Source organism: Okibacterium endophyticum (assembly GCF_054780075.1).
In genome coordinates, this window is record NZ_BAAGXA010000007.1 from 49941 (window position 1) to 64912 (window position 14972).

A 14972-nucleotide genomic window follows, 5' to 3' on the forward strand; every position below is an offset into this window, starting at 1 on the left:
GGTGGCTACGGTGACCTCGAGATCGAGGTTGTCACCTCACGCCGTGCCCTCATCAATGTCATCATCGGTCTCGCCGATCACCGCGAGGCACTCACCGTGTTGGGCGGCCACGCCGTCATTGAGGTGACTCAAGGCGTGCCAGCGCTGCCCCCGGACGATACCACGCGCGACGGGGACCTGGGAGTGACTCCAGAACTCCTCAACGACAATCCGAAGCTGAGCGACCGAATGAAAGAACTCGGCTACGAGGCCGCCCGTCCCGAGCGACCAGGAGTATGGTCACCGATCTCGCAACGCGACAGGAACATCCACGCTCGGGACAGTGTTGACCTGATCGCCCCCATGGCGCTCGCGCGCGGCAACCTCACGTCGAGCCGTGAGATTCGGGCCGCTCGCGTCGGCGTTCACGGCAAGCATGCGGTGTCTGCGACCCGGGGCACCGAGCTGAGCGTGCTCGACCGGCACCTGCACACCCTGCGGTCCTTCGACAGCGGCCCAACGACCGAGGCATATGTGGCCGGGCCTTCGGCGTTGCTTTGCGCCAAGGCCTACAAGATCCACGACCGCCTGGACCCGACGGAGCTCCGTCGCAACGCCGAACGGCTACGCCCCAAGGACTTCGCCGACCTCTACCGGCTCCTGCTCGTTATCGCACCTGAAAACGCGGCCGAAATATTCGAACGAGGGATCGCCGATCCGCGGATCGGCGAAGCTGTCAGCCTCGGCCGGAACTATCTCCTCGAGATGCTCGACGACTCTGCGACCGTTGCGAGCATGGTCGCCGATGCGTGGGGAGATGTCTCCCGCGAGGGCGAGTTCCGTGCGCATGTCGATGGCTGGATGCGGCGGTTCGCCGCATCCAGGACGGCTCAGAGCTGACGTCAGCAGAGTGATCTACGCTGGGTGACCGAGAGGATGAACCATGGCGAACGAGACACCCGTTCCCTATGAGAAGCTCCACAAAGACGGATCACCCTGGGCCAGAGGGCAGATGCTCGACGGCGTGGAGCACGGCTACTGGGAGTGGTTCCGCCTCGACGGAACCCTTATGCGCTCCGGCACATTCGACCGTGGGCGGCAGATCGGCATCTGGACGACGTACGACAAGGGCGGCGCACCGTACAAAGAGACCTCTTTCGGCGACTGACCGTCGCAGACGCGCCGGAGACGAACACACGCGTCAGCGCGAATAGACTCGCAGAATGGACGTTGTGCTCGTGCTGGTCGCTGCTGTTGTCGTCGTGGCCGCGGCGGCGACGGTGTTCATCGTCGTCTCGGTCAAGAAGTCGCGGCGTTCCGTGCGAGAGCGTCAGCATGCGGAGCTCTCTGAGCTCGAGCTCAGGGCAGGGTCGGCTCTTGTGCAGACCGACGAGCGGATCCGCGTGGCAGAAGACGAGCTCGACTTCGTTGTGGCGGAGTTCGGCCAGGCCGCGGCCGCCGAGCTGACCGCAGCAGTCCATCACGCGCGCGAACGCCTGCGCGAGGCCTTTCACCTGAATCAGCTTCTGTCTGACGAGAAGCCGGACACCGTCGACGAACGACGGGAGTGGAACACACGCATCATCGCCGCGAGCGAATCGGCCGCACAGATTCTCGGTGAGCAGACAGCGGTCTTCAACGCGAAGCGTTCGGCCGCCCGCAAGGCGCCGGAAGAGATCGCCCGTATTCGCGCCGAGGCGGTCGAGGCCCAGGCGGCGATCGCGCCGGCGAGAGCGACCCTCGAACGGCTGAGGGAGCGATACACCGACGATGCGCTCGTGGCGATCGCCATGAACCCCGATCAGGCGGAGCACCTGCTGACATTCGCCGAGCGGAGCCTGACCGTCGCCGAGCAACGGCGCCAGAGCTCGCGAAGCGCCGACGCGGACAAGGCGATCCAGGCGGCCGCCGAGGCTGTACGGCGCGCAGGTCACCTGGCTTCCGTCGTCGAGTCCTTCGAGGTGGACGCGCTTCGCGCTGAATCGACGCTGAGCGCCGTCGTCGCGGACTCTGTGAGCGACATCGCCGAGGCGCGAAGCCTCTCACAGGCCGGCAACGAACGCATCGCCGGAGCTGTCGCCCGGTTGCAGGACGCTCTCGCTGCGCTCCCGTCCACAGAGGCGAAGAGCGATCCACTTGGTTCGCTGAACGTTCTGCGCGAAGCGAACACGGCCCTCGAGAATGCCGTGCGCGAGCACCGGGACGGCGAGGCGAGACGCGAACACACCAAGCGCCAGCTCGTCACTGCACTCGACGACGCCGAGCGGCAGATCGAGATGACCAGAAGGCTCATCGCAGACTATCGCGCGCCCGTCGGCCCCGAGGCCAGAACGCGATTGGCCGAGGCGGAGCGAGAGCTGGCAGACATCACAACCGAACGCGACCCCGACACCGCTCTGCAGCGGGCGAGAAGGGCAGCGGCGCTCGCGGCTGAAGCCGATGCGTTCGCCCGAGCGGATCTCGAGCAACCGGGCTATTCCCGCTACGGGGGCGGAATGCTGGGGCAGGGCTCAGGTCGCGGCGGCGCCGGCATGCTCGGTGGTGTGCTCGGCGGGCTGGTGATCGGCGGAATGCTCGACGACTTCGGCGACATGGGCGACCTCTTCGACTGAGGATGCCGTGATTCCGGGCACCCGCATGCTCGGCTGTCGCTGGCTCACCAGCTGCTGCGCCCGTAGTCCTTCAAAAAGCATCCATAGAGGTCTTCGCCGTTCTCGCCGCGCACGATCGGGTCGTACACCCTCGCCGCTCCGTCGACGAGGTCGAGTGGGGCATGGAACCCCTCTTCGGCCAGTCGCACCTTGGTCGGGTGCGGTCGTTCGTCTGTGATCCATCCGGTGTCGACGCTCGTCATCAGGATGCCGTCGTCGAACATCTCTTTCGCACTCGTTCTGGTGAGCATGTTCAGCGCCGCCTTCGCCATGTTGGTGTGCGGATGCCCCGGCCCCTTGTACCCGCGCCCGAAGACCCCCTCCATGGCAGAGACGTTCACGATGTAGGTCCGGCGCGCCGGCGACGCGGCAAGTGAAGCCCGAAGCCGGCTCACCAGCAGAAAAGGCGCAGTCGTGTTGCAGAGCTGCACCTCGAGCATCTCGAGGGGATCGACGTCGTCGACGTTCTGGGTCCAGCTGTTCACCTCGTGCAGGTCGGGGACGAGACCACCGGCGTCGATGGCCGTCCCGGCCTTGAGCCTCTCGACCGACGACGATCCCGCCGCCATCGCGAGCCTCGCGAGATCGTCCCCGCTCCGTACTGCGGTCGGCATCGACAGGTCCGTGCTCAGCACGGGGTGCGAGGCGACCGACGCGGCCAGGGCGAGCGGATGCGCGTCGATCGTATGCCCGAACGTCACGACCTCGGGCAGATCGCCCTCCGGGAGAGGGCCGGACTCCGCCGCGGCGAGCGGTGCATACGACCCGGGGGAGCGTCGTACGGTCTGCGCCGCGTTGTTGATGAGGATGTCGAGGTGGCCGCGTTCGGCGACGGACTCGGCCAGACTGATGACCTGGGCGGGATCTCTGAGGTCGATGCCGACGATCCGCAGGCGGTGCAGCCAGTCAGAGGCGTCTGGCAGGGCCGCGAACCGTCTCACGGCATCCCGGGGGAACCGGGTCGTGATCGTGGTGTGGGCGCCGTCTCGCAGCAACCGCAAGGCGATGTGCATCCCGATCTTCGCCCGCCCACCGGTGAGCAGGGCTCTTCTGCCGCTGAGATCGGTGCGAGCGCCGCGCTTCTCGTGGCTCAGTCTCGCGCAGGCGGGGCACAGCTGGTGATAGAAGGCGTCGACGTGTGTGTAGTGCTCCTTGCAGATGTAACAGGCGCGAGATTTGATGAGCGTTCCCGCAGACGGTGCGTCGACGCGTGCGGCCAGCGAGACGCCGCGGGTCTCGTCGTCGATGCGGTCGGGGGCACCCGTCGCGGTGGCGGCCACAACCGCGCGATCGGCCTCGGCGACCGCGTCGCGCTTCTCTCGTCGCCTGGCCTGCTTCACCGCCTTGAACATGTGCGCGGTCGCGTGCCGAACGGCCACGAAGTCAGGGTGTTCCTCGTTCATGCCGTGCAGACTGCCAAGCACCCGCAGGGTCACCGCAAGCTCGTCCGGGTCGATCGTCGGCTCGTTGAGTTCGCTCGCGTGCATCCGACGATTCTATGCTGCCGTAAAGTTGAAGTCTTGATGAGAAGGAGCACACGACGTGTCTGACGGATTCGCGAAATTCACCGACCGGAACGTTGTCGCCATGCGCGTCAACGGTGAGCTCAAGGATCTCGCGACGACGATCACGGACTCCGACGACGTTGAAGCGGTGACCATCGACTCGCCAGACGGTCTGAGCATCCTGAGGCACTCGGCCGCACACGTTCTGGCGCAGGCGGTGCAGAAGGTCAACCCAGACGCGAAGCTCGGCATCGGCCCGCCCGTCACCGACGGCTTCTATTACGACTTCGACGTCGCAGAGGCGTTCACCCCCGAGGATCTCAAGACCCTGCAGAAAGAGATGGACCGCATCATCCGCCAGGGTCAGCGCTTCATGCGACGCGTTGTGACAGAAGAACAGGCTCGCGAAGAACTCGCCGGCGAGCCGTACAAGCTCGAGCTGATCGACCTGGTCTCGGTCTCGACAGGCTCGACCACCGAGGGGGTCTCGACAGGCTCGACCACCGGAGGGTCGACCGATGAAGCGGTCGAGGTGGGTGCGGGTGAACTGACCATCTATGACAATGTGGACCCGAAATCGGGCGAGACCGTGTGGAAAGACCTCTGCCGCGGCCCTCACCTGCCGAGCACCCGCATGATCGGCAACGGATACGCGCTGATGCGCATAGCCGGCGCGTACTGGCGCGGTTCGGAGAAGAACCCCCAGCTCCAGCGGATCTATGGCACGGCCTGGCCCACCAAAGACGAGCTGCGCGCCTATCAGACCCGGCTCGAAGAGGCGGCGAAGCGCGACCACCGCAAGCTCGGCGCCGAACTCGACCTGTTCAGCTTTCCCGACGAGATCGGCTCAGGTCTGTCTGTCTGGCACCCCCGTGGCGGCATCATCCGTCAAGAGATGGAACAGCACGCCAGGGCGCGCCACGTGAAGGCGGGCTACAGCTACGTCTACACCCCGCATATCAGCAAGGCAGACCTCTTTATGACGTCGAATCACCTCGTCACGTATAAAGAGGGGATGTTCCCGCCGATCCGCATGGACGAGGAGTTCGACGCGGCAGGTCACCTGGTCAAGCAGGGCGCCGACTACTACCTCAAGCCCATGAACTGCCCCATGCACATCCTCATCTACAAGGAACGTGCGCGCAGCTATCGCGACCTGCCGATGCGGCTCGCCGAGAACGGCACCGTCTATCGCAACGAGCTCTCTGGCGCCCTGCACGGCCTCACCCGCGTGCGCGGTTTCACCCAAGACGACTCGCACCTCTTCGTCACCCCAGACCAGCTCGAAGGCGAGGTGGCGAAGGTGCTCGAGTTCGTGATCTCGATGCTGCGCGACTTCGGCCTCACCGACTTCGAACTCGAACTCTCGATGCGCGACGACGAGAAGTCGAAATGGATCGGCTCAGACGAGTTCTGGGACCAGTCCACAGACGCGCTCCGCCGTGTCGGCCTGGCGAGCGGCCTCACCCTCACCGAGATTCCGGGCGAAGCCGCCTTCTACGGTCCGAAGATCGACCTCAAGACCCACGACGCGATCGGCCGCACCTGGCAGCTCTCGACAGTGCAGGTCGACCCCAACCTGCCGGAGCGCTTCGACCTCGAGTTCACCGACAGCGATGGCGCCCGCAAACGCCCGATCATGATCCACCGCGCCCTGTTCGGCTCGATCGAGCGATTCTTCGCGATCCTGCTCGAGCACTACGCCGGTGCGTTCCCCGTCTGGCTGTCGCCCGTTCAGGTCGTCGGCATCCCCGTCGCCGAGGAGTACGGCGACTACCTCGACGACATCGTGTCGCAGTTGGCGCTACGGGGGGTCCGCGCCGAGGTCGACCATTCAGACGATCGGATGCCGAAGAAGATCCGCACACATACAAAGGCCAAGGTCCCGTTCCAGCTCATCGCCGGCGAAGAGGACCGCGCCAACGGCGCCGTGAGCTTCCGGTTCCGCGACGGCACCCAGCTGAACGGGGTGCCCGTCGCCCGGGCGATCGAGCGGATCACGGCGTCGATCGAGGCGAAGGAACAGGTTCTGACCGCATGGCCCGCCTGACCCTCGACGACCATGAAGACGGCTGGTCGGGAGAACACGGGAACCCCGAGCTGATCGCTGCCGCCAGGCTTGCCGGTGTTCCAGACGAGTTCCAGCGCCTGTGGACTCCGCATCGGATGGTCTACATCCAGAAGGGCCAGCAACCGGGAGAAGATGACTGCCCGTTCTGCCACGCGCCCGCGATGCCGGATGAAGACGCACTGATCGTCGCCAGGGGAGTGCACGCATACGTGCTGCTCAACCTCTTCCCCTACAACTCCGGTCACCTGCTGATCTGCCCGTATCGCCACATCGCGACCTATGATCTGGCGAATGACGACGAGGTCGCCGAGATCGGCTCGCTCACCCAGACAGCCATGCGTGTGCTGCGCTCGGTCTCACGCAACGACGGCTACAACATCGGCATGAACCAGGGAATGGTCGCGGGTGCCGGCATCGCCGCTCATTTGCATCAGCACATCGTTCCCCGATGGGCCCAAGACGCCAACTTCATGCCGATCATCGCCAAGACGAAACCGCTGCCGCAGCTGCTGGGCGACGTCAGGCTGGCGATCGCAGAGGCTTGGCCCGCGGCAGAATGACCTGAGAGACGTCCATCGCCTGCCAGACCCGCTGCAACGACGCCGGTCGCGGCCAGGCACCCACGCACAACGAGTAGGATTGATCACTATGACGAACAGCACCACCACCGGCGAAATCGGCTCAAACCGCGTGAAACGCGGACTCGCAGAAATGCTCAAGGGAGGCGTCATCATGGACGTCGTCACACCCGAGCAGGCGCGCATCGCCGAGGATGCCGGCGCAACGGCCGTGATGGCGCTCGAGCGGGTGCCCGCCGACATCCGCGCACAGGGCGGCGTCGCGCGTATGAGCGACCCCGACCTGATCGACGCGATCAAGGCGGAGGTGTCGATTCCGGTGATGGCCAAGGCGCGCATCGGTCACTTCGTCGAGGCACAGGTGCTCGAGGCGCTCGACGTGGACTACATCGACGAGTCCGAGGTGCTGAGCCCCGCCGACTATAAGAACCACATCGACAAGTGGAAGTTCACCGTGCCCTTCGTCTGCGGTGCGACGAACCTCGGTGAGGCGCTCCGCCGCATCAACGAGGGCGCGGCGATGATCCGCTCGAAGGGCGAGGCCGGCACCGGCGACGTCTCAGAGGCGACGAAGCACATCCGCAAGATCCGCTCAGAGATCGCCGCCCTGACCGCCATGTCGAAAGACGAGCTCTACGTCGCGGCGAAAGAGCTGCAGGCGCCCTATGACCTGGTCGCCGAGATCGCCGAGACCGGTGCACTGCCCGTTGTGCTCTTCACAGCCGGAGGGGTGGCGACGCCCGCAGACGCCGCGATGATGATGCAGCTCGGAGCAGACGGCGTCTTCGTCGGCTCCGGCATCTTCAAGTCGGGCAACCCGGAGCAGCGCGCCGCAGCGATCGTGAAGGCGACGGCTCACTACGACGACGCGAAGACCATCGCCGAGGTGTCTCGCGGACTGGGAGAGGCCATGGTGGGCATCAACGTCGCCGACCTCGCCGCACCGCACCGCCTCGCAGAGCGTGGCTGGTAACACGACGCCGCAGGTCGGCATCCTCGCCCTTCAGGGCGACGTCAGGGAACACGCCAGGGTGCTCACCGGGCTCGGCGCAGAGGTGCGGCTTGTCAGGCGTGCGAGCGATCTGGATGCCGTGGACGGCCTCGTGATCCCCGGCGGTGAGTCGACTGTGATCGACAAGCTCTCGCGCATCTTCGACGTCGATGAGCCGATTCGTCAGGCGATCTCAGACGGGATGCCTGTCTATGGGACCTGCGCCGGCCTGATCATGCTCGCCGACCGCATCGTCGACGGCATCACCGGGCAGCACACCTTCGGAGGACTCGACGTCACCGTGCGCAGGAACGCATTCGGCTCGCAGTTGGACTCGTTCGAGACCGACCTCGACGTGCGCCAGGTGGCAGAAACCCCCGTGCATGCGGTATTCATCCGGGCCCCCATCGTCGAGACGGTGGGGGAGCGTGCGGTGCCGCTCGCAGAGCTCGACGACGGCCGGGTGGTGGCCGTCGAGCAGGGCAACCTGCTCGGCACCTCGTTCCACCCCGAGGTCACCGGCGACACCAGGTTCCACGAGTACTTTCTCAAGAAGGTGCGCAAAGCGCGCTGAGCCTCGGCCCCCGGGCGCGCTCTCAGGGCGATGTTTGTTCCGAGGGTTCTGCCGAGAGTGCGATTGTGACGCAGCGACCGGAGCGGCCAATAGCTCAGCAGCACGAGAAGAGGAAAACAGCTCGAGCTGAGGCCTTGAGGGACGAAATCGTCCTCTTCTCGCGCCGGTTTCCTCTTCTCGCGCCTGCAAGCCGCAGCGGACCCTCTCTGGCCCTGCCGTAGAATGGACGCGAACTTTTGCAACGGTAAGGGAGCACATGTCAGGTCACTCCAAATGGGCGACGACGAAGCACAAGAAGGCGGTCATCGACTCACGTCGCGCCAAGGCGTTCGCCAAGCTCATCAAGAACATCGAGGTCGCCGCGAAGATCGGCGGTGCTGATCTCGCCGGTAACCCCACGCTCCAAGACGCCGTGCAGAAGGCGAAGAAGACCTCTGTGCCGAACGACAACATCGATCGGGCGATCAAGCGGGGCGCGGGTCTCACCGGCGAGACGATCGACTACAGCACGATCATGTATGAGGGCTATGGCCCTTCGGGCGTCGCCCTGCTCATCGAGTGTCTGACCGACAACAAGAACCGTGCGGCTGCAGACGTGAGAACGCTGATGAGCCGCAACGGCGGCACCATGGGAGACCCGGGGAGCGTCGCATACAACTTCGCCAGGAAGGGTGTCATCGTCGTTCCGGCGGAGAACACGACCGAAGACGACATCCTCGCCGCCGTTCTCGACGCCGGCGCCGAAGAGGTGACGCCGGAGGGCGACACCTTCGAGATCGTCACAGAGGCCTCGGACATGCTCGCCACGCGTGAGGCTCTGCAGTCCGCCGGCATCGACTACGACTCGGCAGATGTCGCCTTCGTTCCGAATCTCAAGGTCGAGGTCGACGCAGAAACCGCGCGCAAGGTGTTCAGGCTGATCGACGCGCTCGAAGACTCGGACGACGTGCAGAACATCTACACGAACCTCGATCTCTCAGCCGAGGTCCAGGCCGAGCTCGAGGCAGAAGACGACTGAGGCCGCCTCGTGCGCGTTCTCGGGATCGACCCAGGGCTGACCCGATGCGGAATCGGCGTGATCGACACTCTCCCCGGTCGACGGGTGAGCCTCGTGCACTTCGGCGTCGTGCGAAGCGCATCCGACCTGCCCATCGAGGAACGCCTCCTGACCATCGCGATGGGCATCTCCGACGCGATCGATGAGTTCGCCCCCGGCGCCGTCGCGGTGGAGCGCGTGTTCGCCCAGCACAACTTGCGCACGGTGATGGGAACGGCGCAGGTCAGCGGGATCGCGCTGCACGCGGCAGCCTCCCGGTCGCTTCGAGTGGGATTGCACACGCCGAGCGAGGTCAAGGCGTCGATCACCGGCTACGGGTCCGCAGACAAGCGGCAGGTCGCCACGATGGTCACGCGCATCCTGTCCCTCGATGCGCCGCCGACGCCGGCCGACGCGGCCGACGCACTCGCCCTCGCGATCTGCCACGCCTGGAGAGGAAGCACTGCCGACGGCGCTCAGGCCACCGGGACGCCGTCTGAGACGCCCGCGCAACGGGCTTGGCAGGCGGCGGAGAAGGCCGCGAAACGGCGCGGCTGAGCGTGGCGGCCGTCATCTGTCGGGCGTCACACGTATTGTGGATGGGTGATCTCAAGTCTGCGCGGAACTGTACTTTCGGCGGTGGGCGGCTCCGTCGTCATCGAGGTCGGCGGCATCGGCTACCAGCTTCAGGTGACGCCCGAGCACGCGCTCGCGCTGCGGACGGGCGAGCAGGCGTTCGTCCACACCGCGCTGATCGTGCGTGAAGACGCGCTCTCGCTCTTCGGGTTCGAAACCGCCGAACAGCTTCAGGTCTTCGATCTGCTCACGAGTGTCACGGGTGTGGGTCCGAAATCGGCCCTCGGTGTGCTCTCCGCTCTCGGGCCCGGACAGATCGCCGCCGCTGTCGCCGCCGAAGACGATGCAGCCTTTCGCCGGGTGAGCGGGATCGGGCCCAAGACCGCAAAGCTGATCATCGTGTCGCTGGCGGGGAAGCTCGCCGCTCACGTCGAGGCCGAGACCGCACCGAGGGCATCCGCGGCCGTTGGCGACGAAGTGGTCGTCGCCCTGGTCGGGCTCGGCTGGTCGGAGAAGGTCGCCGCCCAGGCCGTTGTGGACGTCGTCGCCCAGACCCCGGATGCGCACATCGCGCCCGTCCAGACACTGCTGAGGCTGGCTCTCGCGCAGCTCGGCCCCGCCACGTCGTCAGCGGGACGCGCATGACGAACGACCTGACCAGCACGGACGTGGAGTCCGAGGCCGAGATCGCCTTCGAAGGCGCGCTCAGGCCCACGAGCCTGGCCGAGTTCGTCGGCCAGGCGAAGGTGCGTAGTCAGCTGCAACTCCTGCTCACCGCGGCGTCGATGCAGCAGCGCACCGCCGACCATATCCTTCTCTCTGGCCCTCCCGGTCTCGGCAAGACCACTCTCGCGATGATCGTCGCCCACGAGAGCGGCAAACCGCTGCGTATGTCGAGCGGCCCGGCGATCCAGCACGCGGGCGATCTGGCCGCCGTCCTGTCGAGCCTGGTGCCCGGTGAGGTGCTGTTCATCGACGAGATCCACAGGATGGCGCGCTCGGCCGAAGAGATGCTCTATCTCGCCATGGAGGACTTCCGCATCGACATCATGGTCGGAAAGGGAGCGGGTGCGACCTCTGTTCCCCTCGATCTCGCACCGTTCACTCTCGTGGGCGCCACCACACGGTCGGGCCTGCTGCCGAACCCGCTGAGGGACCGGTTCGGATTCACCGCCCACCTCGAGTTCTATGACGAGTCCGAGCTCGAGATCGTGCTGGTGCGCGCCGCGAGGCTGCTCGACTTCACCGTCGACCGCGATGCACTCGCCGAGATCGCCGGCCGGTGCAGAGGCACACCGAGAATCGCGAACCGTCTGCTGCGGCGTGTGCGCGACTATGCGCTCGTGCACGGCGGCGCAGCGGACAAAGCTGCAGTTCGCGCCGCTCTGGAGTTGTACGACGTCGACGAGCTCGGGCTCGACAGGCTCGACCGTGCGGTCATGCAGACCCTGCTTCTGCGCTTCGACGGCGGGCCCGTCGGGCTCAACACACTGGCGGTGTCGGTCGGCGAAGAAGGGGAGACGATCGAGAGCGTCGTCGAGCCCTTTCTCGTGAGAACGGGCCTCATCACCCGCACTCCGCGAGGCAGGGTGGCGACGCCGCAGGCCTTCCGTCATTTCGGCATCGAGCGTTCCCAGCAATCGCTCCTGCCCGATGTTCTATAATGCAAGCTGGCCCGTCGGCCAACCCCCTAGACTTGCGGTACCACCCCCGCGGAAGGTTTTTCTCCTCTTATGGACGCAGTTTCAATTGGCATGCTGGTCATTCTGGCCGTTCTCATCTTCTTTATGTTCAGAAATGGACAGAAGCGCAAGCGCGAAACGGAGAACCTGCAGTCCAAGGTTGTGCCCGGCGCCGAGGTGATGACCAACTTCGGTCTCTATGGCACCATTCTCGCCATCGACGAGGGTGACAACAAAGTGCAGCTCGAGACGAGCCCCGGGCAGGTGCTGACCCTGCACCGCCAGACGATCACCCGCGTCATCGAAGAGACCGAGGCCGAGGCCCCTGATGCTGAGCTCAACGAAGACAACGCCGAGTACGTCGGTGAGCCGGAGTTCGGGGAGCGCTCGACCGATGCAGACACCGAGGCGTCTGCATCGGGATCGTCGCAGCCTGGGGCCGACGACGACACCGCTGTCGACTCACGCGACAAGAAGAACGACGAGTAACACGCCCGGCACTTCGGTGCACCCCCGTCATCGGGGCAGCAGAGAAAGCTGAGTACGCAGTTGGCACAGTCGAAGTCAACGCCAGGTCGTCGCGCCTGGCGCTCCCTCTCCTGGCTGGGGGTCGTCGTGGTGGCGATGCTCGGTGTTCTCATCGGAGCTGTCATCTGGGGAGGCGGCTCGTACGCGCCCAAACTCGCCCTCGACCTCGAGGGCGGAACCCAGATCATCCTCGCCCCCCAGGTCTCTGAGGGCGCGTCGGTCTCGCAGGAGCAGCTGAGCCAGGCGGTGTCGATCATCCGCCAGCGCGTCGACGCCTCCGGCATCAGCGAGGCCGAAGTGACGACAGAGGGCAGCAACGTCGTTGTCGCGATCCCGGGGGTCGCAGACGAAGAGACACGCGACCGCATCGAGGCCTCTGCGAAGCTCGAGTTCAGGCCCGTGCTCATCGCGGGAGCGCCCGCGAACTCGTTCGTCGGTGAGGACGGCGAGTCGACGCCGTACCCCACACCCGACCCGAGCCTCGAGAGCACACCGACGGCCGAGCCGACCGATGCGAGCGACCTCGCGCAGCTCACCCCAGCGCTTCAGGCCGAGTATCAGGCGTTCGACTGCGCGAGCACTGCCGACCGGGTCGAACCGGCGCCGGAGGACGAACCGCTCGTCACCTGCGAGACAGACGGCTCCGTGAAATACGTGCTCGGCCCGGTCGAGGTTCTCGGTGAGGACATCTCTGACGCCAACGCCGGGCTCACGACGACGCAGAGCGGGGCGACCACCGGCGAGTGGGGAGTGAACCTCGAGTTCAACGACAGGGGAACGGAAGACTTCAGAGTTGTCACGCAGCGGCTGACCGGCATGGAGTCACCACTTGACCAGTTCGCCGTTGTGCTCGACGGAGCCGTGATCACGGCTCCGCAGAGCAACGCCGTGATCACAGACGGCAATGCGAGGATCACCGGGTCGTTCACGGAAGAGAGCGCGAAGGCGCTTGCCGACCAGCTCAAGTACGGCGCGCTCCCGATCAGCTTCGAGACGCAGAGCGACGAGCAGATCTCGGCGACACTCGGATCGTCGCAGCTTCAGATCGGTCTGATCGCCGGCTTGATCGGCTTTGTGCTGGTGATGATCTACACACTCTTCCAGTACCGCCTGCTCGGATTCGTCACCATCGCCTCTCTGGTCGTCGCAGCGCTGCTGACCTATCTGACGATCGCGCTGCTGTCGTGGCACTACGGATACCGCCTCTCGCTCGCCGGTGTCGCCGGCCTGATCGTGGCGATCGGATTCACAGCGGACTCGTTCATCGTGTACTTCGAACGCATCAGGGATGAGCTTCGCGACGGGCGAGGACTGGAATCGGCCATCGAGACCGGCTGGAAGCGCGCGAGACGCACCATCTATGCATCCAAGGGCGTCAACGTTCTCGCAGCAGTTGTGCTCTATGTGCTCGCCGTCGGCAACGTGCGTGGATTCGCGTTCACACTCGGACTCACAACGATCATCGACGTCCTCGTCGTCTTCCTCTTCACCCACCCGATTCTGCAGTTGCTCGGGCAGACGAGATTCTTCTCGAGCGGGCACCCGCTCTCGGGCCTTGACCCGACGGCGCTCGGCGCCGTGTATCGCGGGCGGGCGCAGTTCCGAGCACCCACGACCGTCACGCAGGCCAAGATCGCCTCGTCCAGTCGCGAGGCGAACAAGCGCAAAACCATCGCCGAGCGCAAGCAGGCAGATCTCGCCCTTGTCGGCGACTCGACGAAGGCAGAGGAGAAGGATCGCTGATGGCAAGCCTGACCACCTGGGGCAATGACCTCTACACCGGCAAACGCTCGGTCAACTTCGTCGGCAACCGCCGTGTCTGGTTCTCCGTCGCGATCGCGCTGGTTCTCGCGTCTGTCCTTGTGCCGCTCGTCAAGGGCGGATTCAACTTCAGCATCGAATTCACCGGCGGATCGCAGTTCTCCATCGCGGGCGCCGAGACGACGGATCAGGACCTCGCAACAGACGCCGTCGCCGACGTGGTTTCAGACGACGCAGCGCAGGTGAGCGTCGTCGGCGACTCCGGCATCCGCATCCGCACCGAGTCGATGAGCGACGACGACTCCCGCGCGGTCGTCGCCGCCCTCGCCGAGTCGTACGGCGTGGCTGAAGAAGACATCTCGGTCTCGAACATCGGGCCGTCCTGGGGTGCTGATGTCACACGACAGGCTCTGCTCAGCCTCGTGGTGTTCGTGGCGCTCGCGTTCATCGTGATGGCCATCTACTTCCGCACCTGGAAGATGTCTGCCGCCGCCATGATCGCGCTGCTCGACGTCCTCGTGATCACACTCGGTGTCTATGCCCTGAGCGGGTTCGCGATCAGCCCGGCGGCCGTGATCGGGTTCCTGACGATTCTCGGTTATTCGCTCTATGACACCGTCGTCGTCTTCGACAAGATCCGAGAGAACACGAGCGAGGACGGAGACAACTCGACGAGAACGTTCGCGGAGTCCGTCAACCTCGCGGTGAACCAGACGCTCGTGCGCTCCATCAACACGTCCGTCGTCGCCGCACTGCCGGTTGCCGCGATCCTCGTCATCGGTGACTTCATCCTCGGTGCGGACACGCTGCGCGACATCTCGCTCTCGCTGTTCGTCGGAATCCTCGTCGCAACCTACTCCACGATCTTCGTCGCCGCCCCGCTGTACGCGCTCTTCCGCCAGGGAGAGCCCGAGATCAAGAAACGAGACGCGCGTGTGCTCGCCTCGCGTGAACGTGCGGGCGAGAAGGCCGGCGAGCAGGAAACAGTCACCGCGTGAGCGTAGACTGCCTGGTCACCCACAGGTCGTGAAGAGAAGGTG

The 14972-nt window shown here is 65.4% G+C and carries 16 protein-coding genes; 14 read left to right on the forward strand and 2 right to left on the reverse strand.

Translation table 11 applies throughout. From position 1 onward, the window contains the following. Window positions 1–99 precede the first annotated feature (99 nt). Both ACYVF5_RS10060 and ACYVF5_RS10065 read left to right on the forward strand, forming a co-directional pair. On the forward strand, window positions 100–879 hold the full coding sequence (locus tag ACYVF5_RS10060; protein ID WP_460945907.1) for a hypothetical protein: 780 nt from the start codon (window positions 100–102) through the stop codon (window positions 877–879). A 43-nt stretch (window positions 880–922) separates the two neighbouring features. Beyond that, window positions 923–1147 (forward strand): toxin-antitoxin system YwqK family antitoxin, encoded by a 225-nt coding sequence (locus tag ACYVF5_RS10065; protein ID WP_460945909.1) that lies wholly within the window; start codon window positions 923–925, stop codon window positions 1145–1147. A 33-nt stretch (window positions 1148–1180) separates the two neighbouring features. Here ACYVF5_RS10065 and ACYVF5_RS10070 read toward each other — a convergent pair whose 3' ends face one another. Continuing rightward, the gene (locus ACYVF5_RS10070; protein WP_460945911.1) at window positions 1181–1282 is read right to left on the reverse strand and encodes a hypothetical protein; all 102 of its coding nucleotides are present in this window, start codon (window positions 1280–1282) and stop codon (window positions 1181–1183) included. Between the two features lie 16 nt (window positions 1283–1298). On the opposite strand from ACYVF5_RS10070, the gene ACYVF5_RS10075 reads away from it, so the two are divergent. After that, window positions 1299–2591 (forward strand): hypothetical protein, encoded by a 1293-nt coding sequence (locus ACYVF5_RS10075; protein ID WP_460945913.1) that lies wholly within the window; start codon window positions 1299–1301, stop codon window positions 2589–2591. 44 nt (window positions 2592–2635) lie between these two features. Here ACYVF5_RS10075 and ACYVF5_RS10080 read toward each other — a convergent pair whose 3' ends face one another. Beyond that, window positions 2636–4117 carry an SDR family NAD(P)-dependent oxidoreductase gene (locus ACYVF5_RS10080; RefSeq protein ID WP_460945915.1) on the reverse strand — a complete coding sequence of 494 codons (1482 nt, stop codon included), beginning with the start codon at window positions 4115–4117 and terminating at the stop codon, window positions 2636–2638. A gap of 55 nt (window positions 4118–4172) precedes the next feature. Here ACYVF5_RS10080 and thrS point away from each other — a divergent pair, with 55 nt between their 5' ends. The 11 genes from thrS to secF all read left to right on the forward strand — a co-directional run bounded on the left by thrS (window position 4173) and on the right by secF (window position 14930). Then, the gene (gene thrS / locus ACYVF5_RS10085; protein WP_460945917.1) at window positions 4173–6185 is read left to right on the forward strand and encodes a threonine--tRNA ligase; all 2013 of its coding nucleotides are present in this window, start codon (window positions 4173–4175) and stop codon (window positions 6183–6185) included. Continuing rightward, on the forward strand, window positions 6173–6766 hold the full coding sequence (locus ACYVF5_RS10090) for an HIT family protein (protein ID WP_460945919.1): 594 nt from the start codon (window positions 6173–6175) through the stop codon (window positions 6764–6766). The genes thrS and ACYVF5_RS10090 overlap by 13 nt, the downstream gene beginning before the upstream one ends. A gap of 88 nt (window positions 6767–6854) precedes the next feature. Continuing rightward, window positions 6855–7757 carry a pyridoxal 5'-phosphate synthase lyase subunit PdxS gene (pdxS, locus tag ACYVF5_RS10095; RefSeq protein ID WP_460945921.1) on the forward strand — a complete coding sequence of 301 codons (903 nt, stop codon included), beginning with the start codon at window positions 6855–6857 and terminating at the stop codon, window positions 7755–7757. Then, window positions 7747–8349 carry a pyridoxal 5'-phosphate synthase glutaminase subunit PdxT gene (gene pdxT, locus ACYVF5_RS10100; protein ID WP_460945923.1) on the forward strand — a complete coding sequence of 201 codons (603 nt, stop codon included), beginning with the start codon at window positions 7747–7749 and terminating at the stop codon, window positions 8347–8349. Before pdxS ends, pdxT begins: the two co-directional genes overlap by 11 nt. A 256-nt stretch (window positions 8350–8605) precedes the next feature. Beyond that, window positions 8606–9367, forward strand: coding sequence for a YebC/PmpR family DNA-binding transcriptional regulator (locus ACYVF5_RS10105; RefSeq protein ID WP_460945925.1), 762 nt, complete (start codon window positions 8606–8608; stop codon window positions 9365–9367). Window positions 9368–9376: 9 nt separating this feature from the next. Beyond that, entirely contained in the window at window positions 9377–9943 is a 567-nt protein-coding gene (gene ruvC / locus ACYVF5_RS10110) for a crossover junction endodeoxyribonuclease RuvC (RefSeq protein ID WP_460945927.1), read from the forward strand. Window positions 9944–9988: 45 nt separating this feature from the next. After that, on the forward strand, window positions 9989–10606 hold the full coding sequence (ruvA, locus tag ACYVF5_RS10115; RefSeq protein WP_460945929.1) for a Holliday junction branch migration protein RuvA: 618 nt from the start codon (window positions 9989–9991) through the stop codon (window positions 10604–10606). Then, the gene (gene ruvB, locus ACYVF5_RS10120; RefSeq protein WP_460945931.1) at window positions 10603–11625 is read left to right on the forward strand and encodes a Holliday junction branch migration DNA helicase RuvB; all 1023 of its coding nucleotides are present in this window, start codon (window positions 10603–10605) and stop codon (window positions 11623–11625) included. Before ruvA ends, ruvB begins: the two co-directional genes overlap by 4 nt. 69 nt (window positions 11626–11694) lie before the next feature. Beyond that, window positions 11695–12132 (forward strand): preprotein translocase subunit YajC, encoded by a 438-nt coding sequence (gene yajC / locus ACYVF5_RS10125; RefSeq protein WP_460945933.1) that lies wholly within the window; start codon window positions 11695–11697, stop codon window positions 12130–12132. Window positions 12133–12267: 135 nt separating this feature from the next. After that, window positions 12268–13914 (forward strand): protein translocase subunit SecD, encoded by a 1647-nt coding sequence (gene secD, locus ACYVF5_RS10130; RefSeq protein ID WP_460946612.1) that lies wholly within the window; start codon window positions 12268–12270, stop codon window positions 13912–13914. Further along, window positions 13914–14930, forward strand: coding sequence for a protein translocase subunit SecF (gene secF, locus ACYVF5_RS10135; protein ID WP_460945935.1), 1017 nt, complete (start codon window positions 13914–13916; stop codon window positions 14928–14930). The genes secD and secF overlap by 1 nt, the downstream gene beginning before the upstream one ends. The last annotated feature ends 42 nt before the right edge of the window (window positions 14931–14972 follow it).